Source organism: Kribbella amoyensis (assembly GCF_007828865.1).
GTDB lineage: Bacteria > Actinomycetota > Actinomycetes > Propionibacteriales > Kribbellaceae > Kribbella > Kribbella amoyensis.
In genome coordinates this window covers 1-22,907 of record NZ_VIVK01000001.1, presented here as the reverse complement: position 1 = coordinate 22,907, position 22,907 = coordinate 1, and the positions used below count along the sequence as shown (strand labels likewise).

The 22,907-nt window shown below is 69.1% G+C and carries 26 protein-coding genes and 1 tRNA gene; 17 read left to right on the top strand and 10 right to left on the bottom strand.

Features of this window, described 5'->3' with window-relative positions:
• Nucleotides 1-5: 5 nt before the first annotated feature.
• From FB561_RS00130 to FB561_RS00105, 6 genes are read left to right on the top strand one after another with little or no spacing between them, the layout of a single operon-like run.
• Nucleotides 6-1,181 (top strand): ROK family transcriptional regulator, encoded by a 1,176-nt coding sequence (locus tag FB561_RS00130; RefSeq protein ID WP_145801211.1) that lies wholly within the window; start codon nt 6-8, stop codon nt 1,179-1,181.
• Nucleotides 1,178-2,233 (top strand): Gfo/Idh/MocA family protein, encoded by a 1,056-nt coding sequence (locus FB561_RS00125; protein WP_145801202.1) that lies wholly within the window; start codon nt 1,178-1,180, stop codon nt 2,231-2,233. Before FB561_RS00130 ends, FB561_RS00125 begins: the two co-directional genes overlap by 4 nt.
• Complete coding sequence (locus tag FB561_RS00120; protein WP_145801194.1) at nt 2,211-3,557, top strand: ABC transporter substrate-binding protein; 1,347 nt, start codon at nt 2,211-2,213, stop codon at nt 3,555-3,557. The genes FB561_RS00125 and FB561_RS00120 overlap by 23 nt, the downstream gene beginning before the upstream one ends.
• A 27-nt stretch (nt 3,558-3,584) precedes the next feature.
• Complete coding sequence (locus FB561_RS00115; protein WP_145801187.1) at nt 3,585-4,526, top strand: carbohydrate ABC transporter permease; 942 nt, start codon at nt 3,585-3,587, stop codon at nt 4,524-4,526.
• Entirely contained in the window at nt 4,523-5,350 is an 828-nt protein-coding gene (locus FB561_RS00110) for a carbohydrate ABC transporter permease (protein WP_145801180.1), read from the top strand. The genes FB561_RS00115 and FB561_RS00110 overlap by 4 nt, the downstream gene beginning before the upstream one ends.
• Nucleotides 5,347-6,294 (top strand): zinc-binding dehydrogenase, encoded by a 948-nt coding sequence (locus FB561_RS00105; protein WP_145801174.1) that lies wholly within the window; start codon nt 5,347-5,349, stop codon nt 6,292-6,294. The genes FB561_RS00110 and FB561_RS00105 overlap by 4 nt, the downstream gene beginning before the upstream one ends.
• A gap of 3 nt (nt 6,295-6,297) precedes the next feature.
• On the opposite strand, the gene FB561_RS00100 is transcribed toward FB561_RS00105, so the two are convergent.
• On the bottom strand, nt 6,298-6,819 hold the full coding sequence (locus FB561_RS00100) for a hypothetical protein (protein ID WP_145801166.1): 522 nt from the start codon (nt 6,817-6,819) through the stop codon (nt 6,298-6,300).
• Nucleotides 6,820-6,889: 70 nt separating this feature from the next.
• Between FB561_RS00100 and FB561_RS00095 the strand changes: the two genes are divergently transcribed.
• Genes FB561_RS00095 through FB561_RS00070 form a run of 6 tightly spaced genes read left to right on the top strand, consistent with a single transcriptional unit; the run spans nt 6,890 to nt 11,624 of the window.
• Nucleotides 6,890-7,741 (top strand): LysR family transcriptional regulator, encoded by an 852-nt coding sequence (locus tag FB561_RS00095; RefSeq protein ID WP_145801159.1) that lies wholly within the window; start codon nt 6,890-6,892, stop codon nt 7,739-7,741.
• Entirely contained in the window at nt 7,738-8,292 is a 555-nt protein-coding gene (locus FB561_RS00090) for an RNA 2'-phosphotransferase (protein ID WP_145801153.1), read from the top strand. The genes FB561_RS00095 and FB561_RS00090 overlap by 4 nt, the downstream gene beginning before the upstream one ends.
• A 40-nt stretch (nt 8,293-8,332) precedes the next feature.
• Nucleotides 8,333-9,613, top strand: a complete 1,281-nt coding sequence (gene eno, locus FB561_RS00085; protein ID WP_145801152.1) for a phosphopyruvate hydratase — start codon at nt 8,333-8,335, stop codon at nt 9,611-9,613.
• A 4-nt stretch (nt 9,614-9,617) separates the two neighbouring features.
• Entirely contained in the window at nt 9,618-10,229 is a 612-nt protein-coding gene (locus FB561_RS00080) for an FtsB family cell division protein (RefSeq protein ID WP_145801151.1), read from the top strand.
• Complete coding sequence (locus FB561_RS00075) at nt 10,226-10,708, top strand: DUF501 domain-containing protein (protein WP_145801150.1); 483 nt, start codon at nt 10,226-10,228, stop codon at nt 10,706-10,708. Before FB561_RS00080 ends, FB561_RS00075 begins: the two co-directional genes overlap by 4 nt.
• Entirely contained in the window at nt 10,701-11,624 is a 924-nt protein-coding gene (locus tag FB561_RS00070; RefSeq protein WP_238334581.1) for a Ppx/GppA phosphatase family protein, read from the top strand. The genes FB561_RS00075 and FB561_RS00070 overlap by 8 nt, the downstream gene beginning before the upstream one ends.
• 1 nt (nt 11,625) lies before the next feature.
• Here the strand turns inward: FB561_RS00070 and FB561_RS00065 are convergent, their stop codons facing one another.
• Complete coding sequence (locus FB561_RS00065) at nt 11,626-12,852, bottom strand: glycosyltransferase 87 family protein (protein ID WP_145801148.1); 1,227 nt, start codon at nt 12,850-12,852, stop codon at nt 11,626-11,628.
• 218 nt (nt 12,853-13,070) lie between these two features.
• Here FB561_RS00065 and FB561_RS00060 point away from each other — a divergent pair, with 218 nt between their 5' ends.
• Nucleotides 13,071-13,901, top strand: a complete 831-nt coding sequence (locus FB561_RS00060) for a uracil-DNA glycosylase (protein ID WP_145801147.1) — start codon at nt 13,071-13,073, stop codon at nt 13,899-13,901.
• Nucleotides 13,902-14,070: 169 nt separating this feature from the next.
• Complete coding sequence (locus tag FB561_RS00055) at nt 14,071-15,378, top strand: NAD(P)/FAD-dependent oxidoreductase (RefSeq protein ID WP_145801146.1); 1,308 nt, start codon at nt 14,071-14,073, stop codon at nt 15,376-15,378.
• Here FB561_RS00055 and FB561_RS00050 read toward each other — a convergent pair whose 3' ends face one another.
• The gene (locus tag FB561_RS00050; protein WP_145801145.1) at nt 15,379-16,044 is read right to left on the bottom strand and encodes a response regulator transcription factor; all 666 of its coding nucleotides are present in this window, start codon (nt 16,042-16,044) and stop codon (nt 15,379-15,381) included.
• A 52-nt stretch (nt 16,045-16,096) separates the two neighbouring features.
• The gene (locus FB561_RS00045; protein ID WP_145801144.1) at nt 16,097-17,218 is read right to left on the bottom strand and encodes a sensor histidine kinase; all 1,122 of its coding nucleotides are present in this window, start codon (nt 17,216-17,218) and stop codon (nt 16,097-16,099) included.
• 101 nt (nt 17,219-17,319) lie between these two features.
• On the opposite strand from FB561_RS00045, the gene FB561_RS00040 reads away from it, so the two are divergent.
• The 3 genes from FB561_RS00040 (at nt 17,320) to FB561_RS00030 (ending at nt 18,556) form a co-directional block, all read left to right on the top strand.
• The gene (locus FB561_RS00040) at nt 17,320-17,826 is read left to right on the top strand and encodes a glycine cleavage system transcriptional repressor (protein ID WP_145801143.1); all 507 of its coding nucleotides are present in this window, start codon (nt 17,320-17,322) and stop codon (nt 17,824-17,826) included.
• Complete coding sequence (locus FB561_RS00035) at nt 17,823-18,398, top strand: peptide deformylase (RefSeq protein WP_238334580.1); 576 nt, start codon at nt 17,823-17,825, stop codon at nt 18,396-18,398. The genes FB561_RS00040 and FB561_RS00035 overlap by 4 nt, the downstream gene beginning before the upstream one ends.
• Before the next feature lie 77 nt (nt 18,399-18,475).
• Nucleotides 18,476-18,556: transfer RNA gene (locus FB561_RS00030), tRNA-Leu, on the top strand.
• 93 nt (nt 18,557-18,649) lie between these two features.
• On the opposite strand, the gene FB561_RS00025 is transcribed toward FB561_RS00030, so the two are convergent.
• The 6 genes from FB561_RS00025 to FB561_RS37665 all read right to left on the bottom strand — a co-directional run.
• Nucleotides 18,650-19,888, bottom strand: a complete 1,239-nt coding sequence (locus FB561_RS00025; RefSeq protein ID WP_202880505.1) for a tyrosine-type recombinase/integrase — start codon at nt 19,886-19,888, stop codon at nt 18,650-18,652.
• Nucleotides 19,889-19,902: 14 nt separating this feature from the next.
• Nucleotides 19,903-20,088 (bottom strand): helix-turn-helix domain-containing protein, encoded by a 186-nt coding sequence (locus FB561_RS00020; RefSeq protein WP_145801142.1) that lies wholly within the window; start codon nt 20,086-20,088, stop codon nt 19,903-19,905.
• Between the two features lie 31 nt (nt 20,089-20,119).
• Complete coding sequence (locus tag FB561_RS00015; RefSeq protein ID WP_202880504.1) at nt 20,120-21,679, bottom strand: replication initiator; 1,560 nt, start codon at nt 21,677-21,679, stop codon at nt 20,120-20,122.
• Nucleotides 21,680-21,725: 46 nt separating this feature from the next.
• Nucleotides 21,726-21,977, bottom strand: coding sequence for a hypothetical protein (locus FB561_RS00010; protein ID WP_145801141.1), 252 nt, complete (start codon nt 21,975-21,977; stop codon nt 21,726-21,728).
• Nucleotides 21,978-21,993: 16 nt separating this feature from the next.
• Nucleotides 21,994-22,236 (bottom strand): hypothetical protein, encoded by a 243-nt coding sequence (locus FB561_RS00005; protein ID WP_145801140.1) that lies wholly within the window; start codon nt 22,234-22,236, stop codon nt 21,994-21,996.
• Between the two features lie 99 nt (nt 22,237-22,335).
• Nucleotides 22,336-22,907: hypothetical protein (locus tag FB561_RS37665; RefSeq protein WP_202880503.1), on the bottom strand; the 572-nt coding region annotated here is incomplete at its 5' end.

The window sequence follows — 22,907 nt, the reverse complement described above, 5'->3', positions numbered from 1 at the left end:
GATCAGTGGACGAAGATGTCATCACGACCTCGTCGCCGAGTTCCGCGGCGATTCTCGCGGCGATTCGCGATGCCGGCGGGGTGTCGCGGGCCGACCTGGCCGCGCGCACCGGGCTGAGCAAGGCGATCGTGTCCGAGCGGGTGCGTTGGCTGGTCGAGTCCGGTCTGGTCGAAGAGACCGGGGCGAACGCGAGCACCGGCGGCCGCCGGGGTACGGCGTTGTCGCTGAACCGCAGCCGAGGCGTGGTGGCGGCGGCCGAGGTCGCGATGACCCACATCCAGGTCACGGTCTACTCGCTCGCCCATGAACTGCTGTGGGAGGAGCGTGTCCCGGTCTCGATGCGGCAGGGCCCCGGCGTCGTACTCGGTGAGCTGGAGGAGGCGATCGGGCGCGGCCTGGCGGCGACCGAGGCGCACCTGCCGTTGTGTGGGATCGGCGTCGGCATCGCTGGACCGGTGGAGTTCGAGACCGGGCGGACGATTCATCCGCCGGTGCATCCGGACTGGCACGACCAGCCGGTGCGGGACCGGTTGCAGGATCGCTTCGGCGTGCCGGCTCGGGTCGACAACGAAGTGAATCTGATGGCGCTGGCCGAGCGCACCGTGGGCAAGGGCCGCGAGGTCCGCGACCTGCTGGTGATCAAGCTGGGTTCGTGGGTCGGCGCCGGCCTGATCTCGAACGGCAAGTTGCACCGGGGCGCGCAAGGCAGCGCCGGAAGTCTGGTCACCTCCCAGGGCGGCGACCAGATCGCCGAGCAGGCGGAACTGCTGGCGAAGTCCGGCCGCAGCCCCCGCCTCGCGGCGGCCGTCGAGGCCGGACAGGAGATCACTGCCCAACTTGTCGTCGAGTGCGCGCAGCGGGGCGACGCCGCCTGCCGCGAATTGCTCGACAAGGCCGCCGAGCACATCGGCCAGGTGCTGTCCGTGGTGGTCGACTTCTTCAACCCGGCCACGATCGTCGTCACGGGCCGGATGGCGGCCGGCAACGACCTGCTGGCCCGGATCCGCGAGACCATCTACGGCCGGTCCCTCGCGCTGGCCACCCGCGACCTGCAGATCGTCCCGTCCGCGCTCGGCGACGAGGCGGCCAGCCTCGGCGCCGCGCTGATGATCATCGACGAGATCACCAGCGCCCAACTCCTGACCCGCACCGCGGTCCAACTGTCCGGGTCACTCCGATGATCCGGGTCGGCATCATCGGCGCCCGCGGCGTCGGGGCCATCCATGCGGCCGTCCTGGCCGCGTTGCCCGAGGTCGAGGTGACGACGATCGCCGGTACGACGCCTGCGTCCGCCGCAGCGGCGGCCCGCCGGCTGGGCGTGCCGCGGTGGACGGCCGATCTCACCGAACTCGTCAGCAAGGTCGACGCCGTCCACGTCTGCTCACCCAACGACCAGCATTTCGAGGCCGTCCGGCTGGCACTTGCCGCCGGCAAGCATGTCTTGTGTGAGAAGCCGCTGACGCTGACTCCGGACCAGGCCGACGTTCTCGCCGCGACCGCACTGCAGCACGGCGGCATCACGGCAGTGGCCTACAACTACCGCTATTCGGTCCTCGTGCCGCGGCTGCGGAGACTGGTGTCCGACGGCCGGCTCGGTGAGGTGCACACGATCCGCGCCAGCTATCTGCAGGCTTGGGGCCTGGAGGGCCGGCAGTCCTGGCGCTCCGACCCGGCGCGCACCGGCCGCTCCAGGGTGCTGAGCGACATCGGGGTCCACCTGCTCGACCTGGTCGAGTTCGTCGGCGACACCCACTTCGAGGCGCTGAACACGACGTTCACCGGGCTCAGCCGGACGGATCCTCGCTGCGACGACGTGGCGATGGCCACCGCGCGGAGCGGCGACGGTATCGGCTTGTCGTTCGTGGCATCCCAGATCTCGGCCGGTCACGCGAACTCCTTGACCATCTCCGTCGACGGCCGGTCCGCGTCGGCCGAATGGTCACTGACGGATGCCGAGGTGGTCACCGTCTCCGCAGCCGTTCCCGGACTCCGCACCGACGTCCACGCGCCTGCCTCCGTAGCGGGCGAGTTCTGGCGCGCGGAGCCGTCACCCGACAGCGCGCGGCGCGCACTGTTCACCGACTTCTATTCCGCGGTCGCGACCGGCACCCGTCCGTCGCGTCTACCGACCTTCGCCGACGGAGCCCGCCACGTACGCATCGTGGCAGCGGCCTCCGAGGCGCTCACCAGCCGGCCCCAAGGAGGCAATGATGATTCCGCGCTCTCCGCGTAGCACGCTGCGACGTTTCGCCGCACCGGCCGCCGCGACGACCCTGGCCCTCGGCATCGCGGCCTGCGGTACCACGACCGGCGGCGGCAGCACCGAAGACGGCGCCGCCGTCGGCGAGAAGGCCACCTTGACCGTGGTGTCGCAGTTCGGCGACAACGCTGCGCTGCAGCCGGTCCTGAAGAAGCTCAACGAGGAGTACCAGGCCAGACATCCCGAGGTCAGCGTCAACCTGCAGTTCCTCTCCGCCGACGACGAGCAGAAGACGCTGCCGACCTCGCTGGCGTCCGGATCCGGACCCGACATCTTCGACTACGACGCCGCCGAGTCGGGGCTCGGGGAACTCGCGACCAACGGGCTCGTCGCGCCGCTGGACAAGTACGCCGACAAGTACCGCTGGGCCGAGAAGATGGAGTCCACGGTCCTCGACCGGGCCACGTACGACGGCAAGCGGTACGGCGTCCCGCGGTCGAGCGAGGCGGTCGGACTGTTCTACAACAGGACCCTCTTCGCGAAGTACGGCGTATCGGCGCCGACGACGTACGCCGCGTTCCTCGCTGCTGCCGAGAAGCTGAAAGCGGCCGGTGTCACGCCGGTCGCGTTCGGGAACAAGGACCAGTGGCCGTCGTCGCATCTGATCGGTGCCGCGATCCATGCGAACACGCCGGCCGACACGATCCGCTCGCTGGAGTCGCTCGGCGGGACCGCGACCTGGGGTGACGCGACGGTCCGCGCGTCGATGGACCTCGCGCGGTCCTGGGTGGCGAAGGGCTACCTGACCCGCAACTTCAACGGCGTCACGTTCGACGACGCGTTCAAGTCCTTCTACACCGGACAGGCCGGCATGTTCGTGGAAGGCACTGGAGTCACCCCGGACATCCTGCAGAACGCAAGCAGTCCCGGCGACTTCGCCTTCGTCTCGTTCCCGATGGTCGCCAGTTCGCTCCAGCAGCAGGCCGAGGGCGGCGTCGGCGGAGCCTGGTCGATCTCGGCGTCGTCCAAGGCGGCCGACATCGCGGCGGACTGGATCGACTTCGTTCACTTCTCCGACACCGCCGAGGCTGCCTGGCTGACGGCCGGGGTGCTGCCGACCTCGACGTTCGACACCAGCAAGGTCGATGTCGCGCCGCTCCTGCAGCAGAACGTCGACGTCGTCCGGGCCGCGCAAAACGGCGGCGGCATCGGGGCGTGGACGGGCTACACCTCCAGCCCCCTGGTCACCGAGGCGTGGAACGGCGCCGCCCAGCAGTTCCTCGACGGCAGCCGGGACTCCGCGACCTTCGCCGCCACGCTCGACGACGCACTCTCCCAGGCACGCAAGAAGAAGTAGTCCTCCGAGACCACAGGGAATGAACCCGTGAGCGCATCCACTTCGCTCGAGCGGCCGACCGTACTGGCGCCGCCGGGCACGGCACCTGACCGCCGTCGTCACCGCGACGGCCGCGCCGGCGTCCTCGGCTACTGGCTGGTGCTGCCGGCGGCCACGATCTACGCCGTGTTCACGCTGTGGCCGATCGTGCAGACCGCCTATCTGAGCTTCACCGACTGGAACGGGCTGTCACCGGCGAAGTCGTTCGTGGCCTTCGACAACTATCGGGAGCTGGCCGGCGACCGGCGATTCTTCAGCGCCCTGCTGCACAACCTCGAATGGGTCGCGGGCAGTTGGCTGGCGCAGGGCTTCGGGTTACTGCTCGCGGCCCTGCTGTCCGCGTCCTGGATCCGGGCCCGCACGTTCTTCCGTACGGTGTTCTTCGTTCCGGCCACGATGTCGCTGGTCGTGGTCGGGATCGCGTGGAACCAGATCTACCGGCCCGACACCGGCGTCCTGGCCGCCACCCTCGAAGCCGCCGGGCTGCCCAGCGCCGGTTGGCTGTCCGATCAACACACCGCCATGCCGGCCGTGATCGCCACGGCCAACTGGACGTACTACGGCTTCGCGATGGTGATTCTGCTCGGCGGACTGCAATCGATCGACCGCAGCCTGTACGAGGCGGCCGCGGTCGACGGGGCTGGGGCGGTTCGCCAGTTCGTCCACATCACGCTGCCCGGGATCCGCAACCAGATCACGCTGCTCGTCGTGCTGTCGTTCATCAACACCCTGAAGACCTTCGACCTCGTCTACATCATGACCAACGGAGGTCCGGGCCGCGCGACCGAGGTCGTTGCCTACTACATCTACTCGCTGGCGTTCGTGACCCATCAGGTCGGGTACGGCGCTGCCGCCGCCGTGGTCCTGACCCTGATCATCCTGGCGATCACCATCGTCTTCCTGCGGCTGCGGGAAAGGAGCGAACGATGAACCGCCCCAACGCCTCGACCAGGATCTCGGCCTACACGGCGCTGGTGGTCGTCGCGATCATCTCCCTGGTCCCGCTCGTCTGGGTCCTGCTGCAGTCGTTGCGGACGTCGAACGCCACCTCACTGGACCCGTTCGCCTTCGAATGGCCGCCGGTCGTCCGCAACTACGCAACCGCGTGGAACCAGGCGCATTTCTCGCAGTACCTGCTGAACAGCGCGGTGGTCGCCGTGGGCACGATCGCCCTGGTCCTCGCCGTCGCGTTCCCGGCCGCCTACGCGTTGACCGTGCTGAAGCTCCGGCTGAGCTCACCGGTGTTCTACACCTTCCTGCTCGGGCTGATGATCCCGGTCTGGTCGGTGGTCATCCCGCTGTTCTTCCAGTTACGCAACATGGGACTGATCAACACCCGCCTCGGTGCCGTCCTGGTCGAGACCGCACTGGGTATCCCGTTCGCGATCTTCCTGCTCCGTGCGAGTCTGCGCGACCTGCCGTACGAACTGATCGAGGCGGCCCGGATCGATGGCGCCGGCGACCTGCGGACGCTCTGGTCGATCGTCCGGCCGCTGCTCAGCCCGGCTCTGCAGGCGGTCGTGATCCTGCAGTTCATGACCTCGTGGAACGAGTTGGTCGTGCCGCTGTTCTTCCTGCAGACCGACGACGTCCGTACTCTTCCGATCGGCCTGACCTTCTTCCAGGGCCGCTTCACCACCGACACCTCGGTACTGGCTGCCGGCACCACGCTCGCGGCGCTGCCCGTGCTGATCATCTACGTCATCCTCAACCGCCAGTTCATCCAGGGCCTGACCGCAGGAGCCACCAAATGACCGCATCCGTCTACGAGCTCGTCCGGCCCGGCGCGGGGCGGCTCGTCCCTCAGCAGGTCCCCAGTCCGGGCCACGACCAGGTGGTCGTCCGGGTCCACACCGTCGGTGTGTGCGCCAGTGACCTTCCGACCTGGGCCGGTGAGCAGCCGGCGTACCCGGTTCAACTCGGGCACGAACCGGTTGGCGAGGTGATCGCAGCGGGCGCGGGCGCGGGGATCGCGATCGGAGCGCTGGTCGGTGGCAGGATCTTCCCGTCGTTCGCGACCTACGCGCTCGCCGACGCGGCCGACGTCGTGGTGATCCCGGCGGGCGTCGATCCCGCGGTCGCCCTGCCCGAGCCAGTGGGTTGCGTCGTCGAGGGATACCGGCGGACGCCGCTCGCGCCCGGGGCGTCGGTCGCCGTGATCGGCGGCGGATTCATGGGGCTGGTCATGGTTCAGCTGCTGGCGTCGTCGCTGGTGTCGGACCTGATCGTCGTCGACCCGCGTGCCGATGCCCGGGCCGCCGCGGCGGCGTGCGGCGCCGATCGGGTGTACGAGCCGGCCACCGTGCCGGACGGTCTTCGCTACCACCTCGACAGCCAAGAGACTGCCGGCGTCGACGTCGTCATCGAGGTGTCCGGGTCACAGGCCGGACTGGATCTGGCCGGTGACCTGGTCCGCCCGCACGGCGTGCTGTCGATCCTCGGCTATCACCAGGGCGCGCGGCAGGTGAATCTTCAGGACTGGAACTGGAAGGCCCTCGAGGTGGTGAACGCCCACGTCCGGGACCGGCGGCTGTTGCGCGAGGCGACTCTCGCCGGGCTGCGCCTGCAACAGTCCGGCCGGCTCGACCTGCGCCAGCTGGTCACGCATCGTTTCCCTGCCGATCGGATCGACGAGGCGTTCGAGACGCTGCGCAGCAAGCCGCACGGGTTCATCAAGTCCGTCGTCGATCTCGGCTGAGGCTCACGGACCAGGAAAGACAGGCCGCGGCGACCTCGGGACCGGCTCGCCGGCGATGGCCGTTTCCACCTCGCTCCAGGTCCGGGTGGCCGTCACCCCGGCCGGTACGTGCCGGGAGCGTTGCGGGCCGAAGAGGTAGCGATACGGGACGAGCCCGGCCAGTGCTTCGTGGACATCGGGTTTGTCGTCCACGAAGTGGGTGATGCCGAGTTCGCGGCAGTGGATCGCCTTGTCCGGTCGGCGGAGACAGAACCGGACGTGGTCCGCCGGGATCCCGGTCCGCTCGAAGAAGCGGTGATGAAGCAACCAGTCCAGCGAGCGCTGCTGGATCCGCGGGCCGCACTTCGAGACCAGCCAGGCCTGCCCGTCGAAGAGCTGGACCAGCCGCGCGATCGTCGCGAACGCCTCCGCGACGGCCGGCGTCCGCAGCATCGCGGCCCGGTCGCCCTGGAAGAACGACGTGTCGCCGGGGCCGGCCGAGCCGTCGATGATCACGCGTCCGATGTCGATGCCGAGTCTGTCCATGGACCTCAGCCTGCCGACCCGAGCTCATCAGGAGAACTATCGACAAAGCGACTAGCTATAGTCTCAGTCAATGGACCGATTGGTGGCCGACGACCTGGCGGCGTTCGCGGTGTTCGCCGCGCATCGCAACTTCACCCACGCCGCCGAGGAGTTGCACGTCAGCCAGCCGTCCCTGCACACCCGGATCCGCAAGCTGGAGCAGCACCTCGGCCGGCGGCTGTACACCAAGCACGGCAGGCAGTTGCGGCTCACCAAGACGGGTGAACAGCTGGCCGCTTTCGCCAACGACACCAGGCGCCGCGTGGACGCGTTCCTCAGCACGCTCGACGTCGGACCCCGCCGCCCCCTCGTCCTCGCGGCCGGCTCGGGCGCGTACCTCTACCTGCTCGGTGACGCGATCCGGCGGTACCTGGACAAGGGCAACCAACTCCGCCTCGTCACCGCCGACTCCCGGGCCACCGTCACCGCGGTCCGGGACGGCTCGGCTGATCTCGGGGTCACCGCGCTCGGGATCCCACCGGACGACCTGGAGTGCGAGCGGATCGCGCAGTACCCACAGATGCTCGCGGTCCGGCCGAGTCACCGGCTCGCCGGGCGCCGCAGTGTCCGGCTGAAGGACCTCGAAGGAGAGGCGCTGGTGGTTCCGCCGAAGACGCGGCCGCATCGGCGTGCACTGGAACGCGCCCTGCTCGATCAGGGCGTGCGGTGGTCCGTCGCGGTCGAGGCGGAAGGCTGGGACCTGCTGGTGCAGTTCGTCCGGCTCGGGGTGGGACCGGCGATCGTGAACGGGTCCGTCCGGACGACGACCGCGGTACGGACCGTGCCGGTGAAGGACCTGCCGCCGGTGCGTTACTACCTGATCACCTGTCGCGACCGGCCCGACGACGAGCGGCTGGATATGCTGCGGAGAATGCTGCTGTGAAGGACGTGGTCCGGGACAGCAAGCGATTGTCGTGGTTGCTCCGGCACGGCGCCGGCGAACGCGGCCTGGCCATGTCGGCGGACGGCTGGGCCGCGATCGAAGACGTCCGCGCCGTCCTGCGGATGGACCGTACCGCCCTGGATCGCGCGGTCGAGCACAACGACAAGAACCGCCTCCAGGTCGACGGCCCGCGGATCCGCGCCTGTCAGGGGCACTCGCTGGACGGCATGCCGGTGACGCGTGAAGCCTTGGAGAACAGCTGGCGAAAGGCGGATCCACCTGGCCCGCTGTGGCACGGCACCACCGAGGCGGCCGTGCCCGGGATCCGCGACCACGGGCTGCTGCCGGGGCGGCGTACGCACGTCCGTCTCGCGCCGGAGCGGGACAGCAAGGTGGGCAAGCGGTCCCGGGTCGCGGTGTTGCTGCGCATCGACCCGGCCGATCTGGCCGTCTTCGAGGCCCCCAACGGTGTGTTGCTGACCCGTCAGGTCCCGCCGGATGCGATCGTGTGGGGTGACGCGGTCCACCCAGGTCGCTGGTCTGGCCGTTAGGCTCGGTGCTGATCCGTCATCCGAGAACTTGGGAGTAGATGTGGCCACCATCGAGGCCGTCGGCGCCCGCGAGATCCTCGACTCGCGCGGGAACCCCACTGTCGAGGTCGAGGTCCTGCTCGACGACGACACCGTCGCCCGGGCGGCCGTACCGTCGGGCGCGTCCACCGGGCAGTTCGAGGCCGTCGAGCTGCGCGACGGTGACAAGGGCCGCTACGGCGGCAAGGGCGTGCAGAAGGCCGTCACCGCGATCCTCGAGGACATCGACAAGGAGATCGTCGGTTACGACGTCCACGAGCAGCGGCTGATCGACCAGGCCCTGCTCGACCTGGACGGCACCCCGAACAAGGCCAAGCTGGGCGCGAACGCCATCCTCGGCGTCAGCCTCGCCGTCGCCAAGGCGGCCGCGGACAGCTCCGGCCTGCCGCTGTTCCGCTACGTCGGCGGCCCGAACGCGCACGTCCTGCCGGTGCCGATGATGAACATCCTCAACGGCGGCGCGCACGCGGACAGCAACGTCGACGTGCAGGAGTTCATGATCGCCCCGATCGGCGCGGCGACCTACGCCGAGGCGCTGATGCAGGGTGCCGGCGTCTACCACGCGCTGAAGGCGGTGCTGAAGGAGCGCGGGCTGTCCACCGGCCTGGGCGACGAGGGCGGCTTCGCGCCGAACCTGCCGAGCAACCGGGACGCGCTCGACCTGATCGCGGTCGCGGTGGAGAAGGCCGGCCTGCAGCTGGGCAAGGACATCGCGCTGGCGATGGACGTCGCGGCGAGCGAGTTCCACACCGACGGCGTGTACGCCTTCGAGGGCGGCAAGAAGTCGGCCGACGAGATGATCGCCTACTACGCCGACCTGGTCGCGTCGTACCCGATCGTGTCGATCGAGGACCCGCTGAACGAGGAGGACTGGGACGGCTGGAAGGCCATCACCGCCGAGCTCGGCGCCAAGACCCAGCTGGTCGGCGACGACCTGTTCGTCACCAACGTCGAGCGGCTGCAGCGCGGCATCACCGAGCAGTCGGCCAACTCGCTGCTGGTCAAGGTGAACCAGATCGGCTCGCTGACCGAGACCCTGGACGCGGTCGACCTGGCCCACCGCAACGGCTTCACCTGCATGATGAGCCACCGCTCCGGCGAGACCGAGGACACCACCATCGCCGACCTGGCCGTCGCGACGAACTGCGGCCAGATCAAGTCCGGTGCCCCGGCCCGCTCGGACCGCACCGCGAAGTACAACCAGCTGCTCCGGATCGAGGAGGAGCTGGACGACGCGGCCCGGTACGCCGGCCGCTCGGCCTTCCCCCGGTTCCAGGGCTGACCTGATGTCGCCCCGCCGGGAGTCCGGTGCGCGTCCTGGTTCGCGGCCGTCGAGCCGCAGCCAGTCGCGCCCACCGGCCCGGCGGGACGGCACTCAGCCGAAGCGGCGGACCGCGGGCCAGCAGCCGCCGCGGCCGCCCCGAACCAGGGGATCGCGCAACCTGACCGGCCGGGCCGCCGTGGTCCTGTTGGTCCTCGGCGCGTTGATCGTGTCGTACGCGCAGAGCCTGCGGGTCTGGTTCGACCAGCACCAGCAGATCACCGCGCTGCAGCAGGAGATCCGGGACCGAGAGAAGCGGGTCGACCAGCTGAACGACGAGATCGCCCGCTGGGACGACGACGCGTACGTCCGGGCCCAGGCCCGGCAACGGCTCGGCTGGGTGATGCCGGGCGAGGTCGGGTACCGGGTGATCGGTGCCGACGGCAAGCCGATCGGCGCCCCGCCGGACCCGGTGGTCCCGTCGGACGCCCAGGCGGACGAGCAGCAGCCGACCTGGTACACGAAGCTGTGGGGTAGCGTCGAGGGCGCCGGGAAGCCGGTCACCCCGGCGCAGCAGACGCCGGCCAAGCCGACCCCGAAGCCCATCCTGACCCCCTCGCCGAAGGCCACCCGTTGAGCGTCACCCCCGAAGACAGCGCGACCGTCAGTGCCCAGCTGGGCCGCACCGCCCGTGGCATCCGTTCCGTCGCGCACCGTTGTTCCTGCGGTCTCCCCGACGTGGTCGAGACCGAGCCGAGGCTCCCCGACGGCACCCCCTTCCCGACCACGTACTACGTGACCTGCCCGCGGCTGGCGTCCGCGATCGGCACTCTCGAGGCCGAGGGCATGATGAAGGAGATGACCGACCGTCTCGGTACCGACGAGGAGCTGGCCGCCAAGTACGGCGCCGCCCACGAGGCGTACCTGGAGCACCGCGAGTCGATCGCCCACGTGGACGAGATCGCGGGTATCTCGGCCGGCGGCATGCCGACCCGGGTCAAATGCCTCCATGTCTTGGCCGGCCACTCCCTGGCTGCTGGACCAGGCGTCAACCCGCTCGGCGACGAAACCCTCGAAGCCCTCGAAGACTGGGGCCGCCGAGGTCCCTGTGTCTGAGGTCGTCCGGGTTGCTGCTGTCGACTGTGGGACGAACTCGATCCGGTTGCTGATCGCCGACATCGCCGACGGGCAGCTGGCCGAGGTCGATCGCCGGATGACGATCGTCCGGCTCGGCCAGGGCGTCGACTCCACCGGCGCGTTCGCTCCTGAAGCGCTGCGGCGGGTCTTCGCGGCGGCCGACGAGTACGCCCTCGCGATCAAGGAGGCGGGCGCGAGCCGGGTCCGGTTCGTGGCGACCTCGGCCGCGCGGGACGTGAGCAACCGGGACGAGTTCTTCGCCGGGATCCGGGACCGCTTCGGCGTCGACCCGGACATCATCTCCGGCGACGAGGAGGCCGCGCTGAGCTTCCGCGGCGCCACCGAGGGCCTGCGCGAGCTGGCGATCCCCGCCCCGTACCTGGTCGCCGACGTCGGTGGCGGCTCCACCGAGCTCGTCCTCGGCGACGAGTCCGGCGTGATCAGCGCGGAGTCCCTCGACATGGGTTCGGTCCGGATGACCGAGCGGCACCTGCGGACCGACCCGGCCACCATCACCGAGATGACCGCCGCCACCCGGGACGTGGACGCGCTGCTCGACCGTACCGTCGTCCCGCTCGGCCTGGCCCGCAGCCTAATCGGCGTCGCCGGGACCGTCACCACGGTCGCCGCCGTCGCGATGAAGCTGACCGACTACGACCGCAAGCTCGTTCACCACGCCCGGATTCCGGCCCCGGCCCTGCTCGACACCACCTCCTGGCTGATGGGATCCACCCGGACCCAGCGGGCGGGCGTCCCCGCGATCCACCCCGGCCGGGTCGACGTGATCGGCGCGGGCGCACTGATCCTGCAGCGCCTGTTCGACCGGATGCCCGTCACCGAGGTCGTCGTCTCCGAACACGACATCCTCGACGGCGTCGCCCTCACCCTGGCCTGAATCACGCCGCTTCCGCGGAAGGCTGGAGCTGCCGCGTTTCTCGACGCCGGACGGCCACGACCACCGTCACCGCCGCGCCGACCGCGAGCCAGAGGTACGAGTCGCCCGCGAGGTGGTCCAAGAACGACCACCCCAGCTCCCGATCGTCCCGGCGCGGCGGCCACCAGATCGGCGCGAGGGCGAACACCACGAACCAGGCCGCGGCCACCAGGTACCGCGCACGACCCGCGAACGAGCGGCAGAGTGCGACGCCGAGAGGGATGACCCAGACCCAGTGGTGATTCCACGAGACCGGTGAGCAGAGCAACCCGATCAGGCTGCAGACGGCGACGGCCGCGAGCCGCTCGCCCTGGTTCCACAGCAGCCGGGTGGCCCAGAGCCCGGCCGCGATCGTGACGCCGACGAGCCCGTACCAGAACGGTCCGCCGCCGGCCGGGTCCCCGGTCAGCCGGGTCAGGAGGCCGTTCCAGGACTGGTTGCCCGCGTACGCCAGAGCGCCGATCCGCTCGCTGTCTGGCAGGATCCGGGTCCAGTAGTCCAGCGCGGTCCGGGGCGCGACGACGAAGCCGATCGCCACGGTGCCGAGGAAGGACACGGTCGCGGTGGCAAGCGCTCGCCACTGCCGGGTCACCAGCAACAACCCGAAGAAGACCACCGGGGTCAGCTTGATACCGGCCGCGATCCCGATCAGGATCCCTCGCCGCGACCTGTCCACGCTCAGCAGGTCGAACAACACCAGAGCACACAGCACCAGGTTGATCTGCCCGAACGAGAGCGTCTCGCGGACCGGGTCGAGCAGCAACGAGAGCACGGCCGCAGTCAGCAGGATCGACGGGTGGATCCGGCCGAGGCAGAGCCTCCAGATGAGCAGCAGCGCGCCGAACGAGATCGCGATCGAGACGGCGTAGGCGATCGGCCACGGCAGTGCGGCGGCCGGGATCATCACCACAGCACCGAACACCGGGTACGTGAACGGCAACGACATGTGCGGCGGGCTGGCGGTGTAGAGCGTTGCCGGGTCGTCGAGCACCGTCGCACCGCCGAGCCGGTACACCTTCAGATCCGCGCCCGTGTGCCACCACAGGAACGGCAGGAGCGCCGCTACCAGCAGGCAAGCCGCCGCCAGTACCCACCAGCGCGCGGGCGTCGGCAGGGCCGAGATCCCCGGCATCCGGCCGCTCGGCGGCGTTCGGTCGTCCCCGGAACGACGGGTGATCGCGCTGTGCATGAGCCTTCCCCCCGAAAGACACGCTGTGTCACCGATCCAGCAGCGACCGCTGCCGACCGACAGGTCCAGCCCAACCCAGCTGACCCGCGAGCGCAAGGGGGTCGCCGGACCTGCAACACTCACCAACCGCGCCGTCACCCCACCCGATCCGCCTGCGTCCTCGTCCTGAGAGGGCGCGTGGCCGAGTTGGTGAGTGCTGGGTGTCCTAGCCTGGACGGATGCTGTTGCCGCATCCGTTGACGGGGGAGTTGTACGACAGCCCGGTCCCGCCGGGGACGGGCTGGCCCGAGGATCCTGCCGACTCCCGGACTCCGGTGGCCCGTGACCCGGACGAGGTGGTGGAGCTGGCGCGGACCGGCGACCTGGCCGAGTTGGAGGCCAGGGTGTCCGTGTGTGCTGCCTGTCCACGGTTGGTGGAGTGGCGCGAGGACGTTGCCGTGAGCAAGCGGAAGTCGTTCGCGGACCAGCCGTACTGGGGCCGGCCGATCCCGGGCTGGGGCGCTCCGGAGCCACGTGTCCTGATCGCCGGACTCGCGCCCGCGGCCAACGGCGGGAACCGGACCGGCCGGGTGTTCACCGGGGACCGGTCGGGGGACTGGCTGTTCGCTTCGCTGCACCGCGTCGGCCTGGCGAACCAGCCGACCAGCGAGCACGCCGGCGACGGCCTGAAGCTGACCGGGACGAGGATGATCGCCGCGGTCCGGTGCGCCCCGCCCGCCAACAAGCCGACGCCGCAGGAGCGGGACAACTGCAACCCGTGGTTCCGGCGAGAGCTCGAGCTGGTCCTGCCGACCACCCGCGCGATCGTCTGCCTGGGCAAGTTCGGCTTCGACGTCCTGCTCGCCGCCCTCGCCGGAACCGGCGTCGAGGTCCCACGGCCACGGCCCCGCTTCGGGCACGCCGTCGAGTACGCCCTGCAGGGCCCGGCCGGCGAGGTCACCGTACTCGGCTGCTTCCATCCGAGTCAGCAGAACACCTTCACCGGCAAACTCACCGAACCGATGCTGGACGCGGTCCTGGCCCGCGCCGGCGCGATCGCCGGACTCTGAAATGAGCAACTCCCGACCGGCTCGAAGGGCGCACACTAAGGCGTGTGCCTCCCTCGCAAGGGTGACGTCCGATGGCTGAGATCACCCGGCAGAGGGTTTGTGAAAGTTTTCACGAGCGAGCTATCCTGAAGTGGACATGAAGTCGGAACCCCTCAGGGAGAGTGACCGCATGACAGCCCAGGTGCCGCACATCCTCGTCGTCGGGGGCGGTTACGTCGGGATGTACACCGCCTACGGCCTGCGCAAGGCCGCCCGCCGGGGCAAGATCCGGGTGACCGTGGTCGACCCCCGCTCGGTGATGACCTACCAGCCGTTCCTGCCCGAGGCGGCGGCCGGCTCGGTGGAGCCGCGGCACGTCGTGGTGCCGCTGCGCAAGACGCTCAAGGGCTGCCGGGTGGTGACCGGCCGGGTCACCGCCATCGACCACGAGCACAAGGTTGCCAAGGTGATGCCGGAGGAGGGCCCGGACTACGAGCTCGCCTACGACCAGGTCGTGGTGGCGCTCGGCTCGATCGCCCGGACGCTGCCGATCCCCGGCCTGGCCGAGGAGGCGACCGGGTTCAAGAACGTCGAGGAAGCCATCGCGCTGCGCAACAAGGTGCTCGACCGGCTCGATGTGGCCTCGTCCCAGCCCGACCCGGCGCTCCGCAAGGCGGCGCTGACCTTCGTCTTCGTCGGCGGCGGGTACGCCGGGGTGGAGGCGTTCGCGGAGCTGGAGGACATGGCCCGCTACGCCACCCGGTACTACGACAACATCCAGCCCGAGGACATGCGCTGGGTCCTGGTCGAAGCGACCAACCGGATCCTGCCGGAGGTCGGCCCCGAGCTCGGCAAGTACACCGTCGAGCAGCTGCGCGCGCGGAACATGGACGTCAAGCTGGAGACCCGGCTGGAGTCCTGCGAGAAGGGCCGCGTCGTGCTCAGCGACGGCGAGGAGTTCGACGCCGACACGATCGTCTGGACGGCCGGGGTGAAGGCCAACCCGGCGCTCGCCCAGACCGGCTTCCCGCTGGACGAGCGGGGCCGGGTCAAGTGCCTGCCGAACCTGCGGATCGAGGGTGTCGCCGACGCCTGGTCCGCCGGTGACAACGCGGCCGTGCCCGACCTGACCTCGGACACCGGTGCGTACTGCGCCCCGAACGCGCAGCACGCGGTCCGCCAGGCCAACCGCCTCGCCGAGAACATCCTGCGGGTGGTGGATGGGCAGGCGCCGGTCGACTACAAGCACAAGTACGTCGGCTCGGTGGCCAGCCTCGGTCTGCACAAGGGCGTCGCCCAGCTGTACGGCGTGAAGATCAAGGGCTGGCCGGCCTGGTTCCTGCACCGCACGTACCACGTGTCCCGGGTCCCCACCCTGAACCGGAAGGCGCGGGTCATCCTGGACTGGACGCTCGCGCTGTTCTTCCGCCGCGAGGTCACCAGCCTCGGCAGCCTGCAGACCCCCAACGAGGAGTTCCGCCGGGCCACCGGCAGCTGATCAGCGGATCCCGTCGAGCAGGCCGGCGTCGTGGACCAGCAGGGCGATCTGGACCCGGTTGTTCAGGTCGAGCTTGGTGAGGATCCGGGAGACGTGGGTCTTCACCGTGGGCACGCTGAGGTACAGGGTGCCGCTGATCTCGGCGTTCGACTTGCCCTCGCCGACGGCGACCGCGATCTCGCGTTCCCGGTCGTTCAGCAGCTCCAGCCGGGTCAGCGCCCTGGTCTTGCGCTGGTCCTGGCCGGAGGCGGCGACCCTGGTCATCAGCCGCTTGGTGACGGCCGGGGAGAGCACCGGCTGGCCGTTCGCGACCCGGCGGACCGACTCGACGATCTCGGCCGGCGGGGTGTCCTTGAGGATGAAGCCGGCCGCCCCGGCCCGGAGCGCGCGGAGGACGTGCTCGTCGGCGTCGAACGTGGTCAGGATGACGATCTCGGGCGCGTCCGGCCGCCGCCGGACCGTCTCGGTGGCGGTCAGGCCGTCGGTCCCGGGCATCCGGATGTCCATCAGGACCACGTCCGGGCGGTGCTTGTCGATCAGCGCCTGGACGCCGCTGCCGTCGCCGGCCTCGCCGACCACGCTCAGGTCGGGGGCACCGGCCAGCATCATCTTCAGGCCCGCGCGCAGCAGGGGATCGTCGTCCACGATCAGGACCCGGATCGTCATGGCCGTCCTCGCTTCGCTCCGGTCGCGGCTGGTTCGGGGGATCGGCTGCACCTCATGCGGGCCACGGTAACCAGGCGGCCAGCCGGAAGTCGCCGGCCGGGGTCCGTCCGTGCTCGAGCTTGCCCTCGACGAGCGCGGCGCGTTCCTTCAGCCCGATCAGGCCCTGGCCGACGCCGGGCGGCCGCTGCGGCGCCGGGTTGCTCACCTCGACCTCGAGGCCGTTGCCCGGAGCACCGGTCACGCTGATCGTGACGGGCTGCCCGGGCGCGTGTTTGAGCGCGTTCGTGAGCCCCTCCTGGACGATCCGGTACGCCGTCCGGCCGACGTGGTCGGGCAAGGTGCCCGGGGCATCGAGTTCGAGGTCCACCGGGACGCCGGCCCGCCGGGACCCCTCGACGAGCGCGGGCAGGTCGGAGAACGTCGGCTGGGGCAGTTCGCCGACGGGCGCGCGGAGTACGCCGATCACCTCGCGCAGGTCCTGCAGGGCCTGGTGCGCGCTGGCCCGGATGATCTCGGCGGCACCGGCCACCTCCTCGGTGGAGGCGTCCGGCCGGTACGCGAGGGCGCCGGCGTGCACGCTGAGCAGCGAGAGCCGGTGACCGAGGATGTCGTGCATCTCCCGGGCGATCTCCTCCCGGGCCCGCATCTGGGCCTGCTGCGCCTCGAGCTGGGCGACCGTCTCGGCCCGCTCGGCCCGGTCGCGCAAGGTCTGCAGGAGCTGGCGGCGGGACCGGACGTACAGGCCCCAGCCGATCGCGCCCGCGTACACGATGGCCGAGGTGATCATGTTCGTGACGAGGCTGTCGGTGCCGCGGACGAACGAGTACGCGACCAGGCAGAGCATGCTGAAGGCCGTCAGGTACAGCGTGACCCGGAGCCGGAAGTGCACCGCGACGGTCACGAACAGCAGCAGACCGGCGATCCCGCCGGTCTCCGAGTAGATGCTGACGAGGCTGCCGATCACCGCCAGCTGGATCGGCCATCGGCGCCGGAACCACAGGGTCAGGCAGAGCAGCAGGCCGCTGAGGTAGTCCAGGTCGAGCAGCCACTTGGGGATCTCGTCGGTCCGCGCGGAGTCGAAGATGACCAGGCCGAGCGCGACCGAACCGGCGAACGCGACACTGTCCACCACCCAGTCCCGGGCACTGCGCCGCCGGTCGAGGGAGTGGTCCATGGGTCGAATCTAGCGAGACCGGGCGGTTCCGCGCGGCGTTTGCGGGGTCCGGATACCGAAGTCGCGCCGGGTCGAGACTTTCGGCCGGGTAGGTTGCCGCCATGAGCCAGCTCGCCGTCACCGTCATCGGCCCGGACCGCCCGGGCATCATCGCGGACGTTACCGAGGCCCTCGCCCAGGTCGGGGTCAACCTCGAGGACTCCACGATGACGCTGCTGCGCGGCCACTTCGCGATGATGATCGTCTGCTCCGGCCCGCTCGACCCGGTCCGCGAGGCGCTCGAACCGTTGCGTGGCGAACTGGTGATCACCGTCCGCGAGGTCGGCCCGGACACCACCCACGCCCCGATCGGCCCGCCGTACCTGCTCGCCGTCCACGGCGCCGACCGCCCGGGCATCGTCTCCGCGGTCACCCGGATGATCGCGAGCGTCGGCGGCACGGTGACCGACCTGTCGACCCGGCTGAGCGGCTCGCTGTACGTGCTGACGGCCGAGGTGGAGATCCCGCCGACGGCGGAGCTTGCAACGCTGCAGCGCGCCCTGGAGATCACGGCGGAGGAGCTCGGTGTCGGGGTCACCCTGCGGCCGACCGAGAGCGACGACCTGTGACCAACCCCGAAGTCGCCCACCCGAACCAGGCCCTGGCCGCCTGGAGCCCGGCGCAGTTAGGGCTGGCGGGGGACGTACTGGAGGTGGTCCGCGCCCCGCACCCGGTCCTGGCGATGGAGGGCGCCGAGGTGGATCCGGTCGACCCGGTGATGCTCGCCCTGGCGGCGGACCTGGTGGCGACGATGCGGGTATCGCCGGGGTGCGTGGGGTTGGCGGCTCCGCAGGTCGGGGTGGCCGCGCAGATGTTCGCGCTGGACGTGACGGGGCACCCGAAGACCCGTACGTGTCACGGGGTGTTCGTGTTGTGCAACGCCGTCGTCGTGGAGTCGAGCCGGCGCGAGAAGGCGCGTGAGGGGTGCATGTCGGTCCCGAACCTCACCGGCGACGTGAAGCGAGCGACCCGGCTGACGGTTCGCGGGGTACTGCCTGGGACGACCGAGGTGGTCTCGGTGACCACGGACGCGTTCGAGGCGCGGGCGATCCAGCACGAGATCGACCATTGCAACGGACAGCTGTTCTTGGACCGCGTGGCGGGAGCGCACGCGGTGTACCCGCGAAAGGTGTACCTGTAAACGAGACTCGCGACTGCCGCGCTCAGCTCCTGCCGGTCGGGGCGCCCGCCTTGTATCGTCAGCCCTGGCCAGCCGACGCCCGGGTGGCGGAACGGCAGACGCAGCGAGCTTAAACCTCGCAGCCGAAAGGCGTACGGGTTCGAATCCCGTCCCGGGCACAGTGGTGGCTGACCTGCATACATGCCTCATAAGCAATACACCGACGATACCGAGCAGACCCACAACGGTTGCAACGGCGGTTGCAGTTGCCATCATGCCCACAGCGCCTTCCCGATCTTTGCCGCTGCGTCTTCGGTCAGCTTGTTCGTCACGTGCGCATACCGCTTGGTCACCGCAAGACTGGCGTGACCAAGGATCTCCTGAACCACGCTGACATCAACGCCTTGTTCAAGGAGCAGAGTTGCGGCGGTGTGCCGCGCGTCGTGAGGACGCGCATCCGGAAGGCCGGCCGCCGCCAGCATCTCCTTGAACTCAGCCCAGTCCTTCGCGGCTTGGATCGGCTTACCGGTGGGTCCTGCGAACACCAGATCCCAGTCTTCCCAACCATCTCCAGCAGCCAGCCGCTCGGCAGCCTGTGCGGCCTTCTGCGCCTTGAGCTGCGGGACCAGAGGCTCCGGGATGACGCTCCATCTCGTCTTTCCTCCCTTCGGCGGACGGAACACCCAGTCACCACCCTGCCGTTCCGGGCAGTACCGAGCATGATTGACGCAATGCGCGAAACAACTCGCACGATGCCGATCCTTGATGCACTCCCTCGGATCAGCGCAACCATGCTTGAATCTCCGGCGCTTCAACTGCCAGACACGAATCCGCCGCTTCTCCAGGTCCATGTACGACCAACGCATCCCCAGTGCTTCGGACTGGCGGTATCCAAGCGCGAAGGCTACCGACCATCGAGCACCGTTCCGCCTCTTCGCGGACTCTTGGAGAATCGCTTTTGCTTCCTCCTGAGCGAACGCCTCGATCTCTGCGTCACGATGTTTTGGGGCATCGATCAACGTCGCGACATTCACCCCGATGATCCTCCGGCGTACCGCCATCTTGAGACACCGGCTCACCTGCTGGTGAACCATGAGCACAGACTTACTGGCCAGCCCAGCATCGGCGATCTCGGTGTATAGCGCGTCGAGGTGATCCGCCCTGAGGCGATCGAGTCGATGCCGGCCGATTCGCGGAATGACCCAGATCTCCATGCGCGGCCGGTACACGGACTCGATGGTTGATTCACTGGCAGTCCGTGGCGCGATGTCGGTCAGCCATGTCTGGATCCACTCAGCGACGGTCGGGATCTTGCCAGCGTCAGCGACTGTTCCCTCAGCCCGTTGACGCTCCAGCGCTTCGACCTTCTTCGTCACTTCCGTCTGTGACTTCCCCCGGCGATGGCGACGATCCGGTTTGCCATTGGCTTTCACGCCGACGGTCACCCAGCCGTGCCAGACGCCGTTCGCATCCTCGTAGATCGATGACCGCCCGTTTGCCTTGCGTGGCATCTCGCTCTCCTTCCTCAAGCCGCGGTGGATTCGAGCTTCTTCGCGTACTGCCGAAGCGCCTCGACAGATACGCGCCGTGAACGTCCGATGAGTACCGACTTGATCTCACCCTTGGCAATGAGATCGAACAATCGAGTGCGACCAATTCGGAGCGCCTTCGCCGCCTCCTCTACGGTCAGGAAAATCTGTACGTCAGTCATGTAGTCACCTCCTCGCGTTGACAGTTACGTGTCAGTCCTCGTTGTGCTCGGCAACCAATTCCTTGACGAGTCGTCGGTGTTCACGAGCTTTGGCGGCGGCAGTGTTGGCAAGCAGCGCGTCACCGATAGTTCGCCAGCCGGTGTTGGCGTACGTGAAGTTGCCGACGATGAGGGTCGTTTCAACGCCGTCGTCGTGGTCGGCAGAGCGGTGGCGTTCTTGCCGCCAATTGGCTCGGGCTTCTCGGAGCGCCTTGAGGGTGGTGGAGTACTGACGGGACTTGGTGGAGAAGTGGCCGCCGAAGCCGAGCATGTGTGCCCACTTCTGCAGCCGTCGGTAGGACAGGCGTGCAGAGTTCTTCGCAGCTTCGTCTTCGTCCAGGTCAGAGCCGGGGCGTCCGAGTCGCCAGCAGGCGTCAACCAATCGGCCGGCGTGGGTGTGCAGGACGGCGTACCGCCGGACGGTGGAGTCTGTGAGCCGCGCTGATGAGTGGCCGGTCGCTTCGGCGGCTTTGGTCGCGTACTTGGCCAGGTATCCGGCGACGGCGGTTTCGGTGATGACTCCGTCAACGGCCTGCCGTACGGGTCGCAGGTCGAGTTGGGCGCCCCAGGCGATCTCCCAGCCGTTGGGCGCGTCGGGGTGGGGCAGGGACCGGAACCGGGTGCCTTCGACGGCGCGGCGGATGGCGTAGGCCAGGAGTGCGAGATCGGCGGATGAGTGGGGTACGACGATCTCGTGAAGTGCGGTGGGGTCGATGCCGTCGAGGCGGACCAGGGCGTGGAAGTGGGCTACTCCCCTGGCCTGCATTTCGGCGACCTTGCCGTAGGACAGCTTGATCCGGAGGCCGTGCCGCTTGCCCCAGGTGCGGAGGGTGTCTTTGACGCGTTCCATGGTGCGTCGCCACAGTTCGCCGGACAGGGCGTTCCAGACGACCTGGTGGTCGTGGTCGTAGCACTCCAGGCACAGCGGCTTGCCGAGCATCCTGTCTCCGTCTCCGTGGACCTGGCGGCAGGTGAGGTCGACGCCGTGAGGGCACGGTTCAGGATTGCGGCGTGGTCGGCAAGGTCGGTTGCGGAGTTTGCCGTCTTTGTCGCGGGCTTTGCGGGTGCCGTGGACGGCTCCGAAGCTCGGAGCAGTGAAGGTGACGAACGCGCACGGGTGCTGAGTGACCGACGCGGGGATGCCTTTGCCGCCCTGGAGCCCGGCGAGGACAAGTTGGTAGGTGTCGCCGCGGTAGATCTCGGCGCAGGACGGGCAGACGGCGGCGCGGCGGTTGCCGCAAGCTTTGTAAATGACGCCGTCGGGCATGTCGTCGGTGTGGCGGGTAGAGATGATGCGGCCGGTACGGGTGGACACGACATGAGCTTCGCCGCGAAGCTGGATTGGACGGACACACCCGCCTGCGGAGGCGGTGTGGTCGAGCCACTCGCCGTAGTTCGCCGTGGTCGCCGCGCGCTGAATGGCCTGTTCGACGCCTGAGGTGGGGTTGGTGCGGTTGCCGGGGTCGAGGGTGTGCTTGTGCTCGGAGATGATCTCGACGCCGCCCAGGAGGCCGTTCAGGACGTCCAGCGGGTCATGGTCGTTGGTGGTCATGGTGGCCTCCTCTCGGGCAGACGTCGGGGGTGTTGACAGTTACGTGTCAGGCGGTGCGGGCTGGGGCGGGTTCGAGGTCGGGGGTGCCGAAGAGGTGGTAGCCGCAGCCGGTGCAGTAGCGGCCGACGATGGTTTCGCCCATGACGACCAGGGCGTAGGCGTCGCCGGGTTCCAGGACGGTCGGGCACCAGTCGTGTCCGCCGATGTGGTCGTTAGCCACCCAGTCGCACAGGAACGTGTCGGTGGCTGTGTCGCGCAGTGCGGTGAGTTCGGCGTAGGCGTTCAGGTCGACGGTCATGGTGGTGTCCTTTCGGTCAGTGGGAGATGACGGGTGCCGAGTGCTGGGTGATGCCGTTTCCGCAGCGCAGGTAGGGGCAGTGAGCAACGATCGGGATTCCGAGCTGGACGGCGAGCGACCAGACGTAGACGGGGTTCAGCCACTCGATCCGTGCGGCCACGATTGGCCGGCCACAGCCGTTGCAGTGAAAGGCGCGGAAGATCGAGCCCATGAGCCAGGCGGCGAGGTCCTGGTTGGCGCGGTTGCTGGTGGTGGTCACGTCTACTGCTTCCTTTCTGTCGTTGGCGTCTGGTGGGTTCGGTGTTCGCCCTCACCTCCGGGGTTCGCCCAGAGGTGGGAGCCAGCAACGAAGCCGCGGTTACTCGTCGGGTTCGAAGATGGATTCGCAGACGCTGCAGGTGATCTCCCCGAGTTCGAGGACTGCTTTGGCGACGCGGATCCGGCGCGGGCACTGGCACGCGCAGGCGACGGCGTTGTTGTTGTTCTTCTTGACTGCTCCCCCGGGTGCTTCGGGGTGCCGGTAGGCGATGAGCGCCGACTTGAGTTCTGCCAGGACAGCTTGGTAGGTGGTGGCTGTCTCCGTGCGAAGCTTGCAGAGCGACCAGCCGATACGGTCGTCTTTGGTGGTGTCGAGGCCCAGCTCCTTGGCGAGTTCGGCGAACTTCTGGTTGTGCCACCGGCCTTGTCGGCTGGTGTCCTTGATCTCGCGGATGTGCGCGAGTGAGTGGGTGGCTTCGTGGAGCAGGGTCGTGAAGACCTCTTCGACGGGGCGTTGGAGTCCTTCGCCGGAGATGAGGACTTCGGCCAGGCGCTGTTCGCCGTGCTGCCAACGGATCGGGGCGAAGTGCCCGTACTTGGCTTGCTTGGTGGCCGTGCCGGAGCCGACGATGATGACGACGGCGGGGATCTCGGTGTGCTGGGCGCGGATTG

What these genes read in the sequence shown, in the direction of transcription:
- FB561_RS00010 (WP_145801141.1), bottom strand. Translation starts at nt 21,977, where the DNA reads ATGACCGTCGACCTGAACGCCTACGCCGAACTCACCGCACTGCGCGAC.
- FB561_RS00095 (WP_145801159.1), top strand. Translation starts at nt 6,890, where the DNA reads ATGGACCGATTGGTGGCCGACGACCTGGCGGCGTTCGCGGTGTTCGCC.
- FB561_RS00020 (WP_145801142.1), bottom strand. Translation starts at nt 20,088, where the DNA reads ATGACTGACGTACAGATTTTCCTGACCGTAGAGGAGGCGGCGAAGGCG.
- FB561_RS00045 (WP_145801144.1), bottom strand. Translation starts at nt 17,218, where the DNA reads ATGGACCACTCCCTCGACCGGCGGCGCAGTGCCCGGGACTGGGTGGTG.
- FB561_RS00015 (WP_202880504.1), bottom strand. Translation starts at nt 21,679, where the DNA reads ATGACCACCAACGACCATGACCCGCTGGACGTCCTGAACGGCCTCCTG.
- FB561_RS00050 (WP_145801145.1), bottom strand. Translation starts at nt 16,044, where the DNA reads ATGACGATCCGGGTCCTGATCGTGGACGACGATCCCCTGCTGCGCGCG.
- FB561_RS00040 (WP_145801143.1), top strand. Translation starts at nt 17,320, where the DNA reads ATGAGCCAGCTCGCCGTCACCGTCATCGGCCCGGACCGCCCGGGCATC.
- FB561_RS00025 (WP_202880505.1), bottom strand. Translation starts at nt 19,888, where the DNA reads ATGCCACGCAAGGCAAACGGGCGGTCATCGATCTACGAGGATGCGAAC.
- FB561_RS00105 (WP_145801174.1), top strand. Translation starts at nt 5,347, where the DNA reads ATGACCGCATCCGTCTACGAGCTCGTCCGGCCCGGCGCGGGGCGGCTC.
- FB561_RS00100 (WP_145801166.1), bottom strand. Translation starts at nt 6,819, where the DNA reads ATGGACAGACTCGGCATCGACATCGGACGCGTGATCATCGACGGCTCG.
- FB561_RS00055 (WP_145801146.1), top strand. Translation starts at nt 14,071, where the DNA reads ATGACAGCCCAGGTGCCGCACATCCTCGTCGTCGGGGGCGGTTACGTC.
- FB561_RS00125 (WP_145801202.1), top strand. Translation starts at nt 1,178, where the DNA reads ATGATCCGGGTCGGCATCATCGGCGCCCGCGGCGTCGGGGCCATCCAT.
- FB561_RS00110 (WP_145801180.1), top strand. Translation starts at nt 4,523, where the DNA reads ATGAACCGCCCCAACGCCTCGACCAGGATCTCGGCCTACACGGCGCTG.
- FB561_RS00120 (WP_145801194.1), top strand. Translation starts at nt 2,211, where the DNA reads ATGATTCCGCGCTCTCCGCGTAGCACGCTGCGACGTTTCGCCGCACCG.
- FB561_RS00065 (WP_145801148.1), bottom strand. Translation starts at nt 12,852, where the DNA reads ATGCACAGCGCGATCACCCGTCGTTCCGGGGACGACCGAACGCCGCCG.
- FB561_RS00060 (WP_145801147.1), top strand. Translation starts at nt 13,071, where the DNA reads ATGCTGTTGCCGCATCCGTTGACGGGGGAGTTGTACGACAGCCCGGTC.
- FB561_RS00080 (WP_145801151.1), top strand. Translation starts at nt 9,618, where the DNA reads ATGTCGCCCCGCCGGGAGTCCGGTGCGCGTCCTGGTTCGCGGCCGTCG.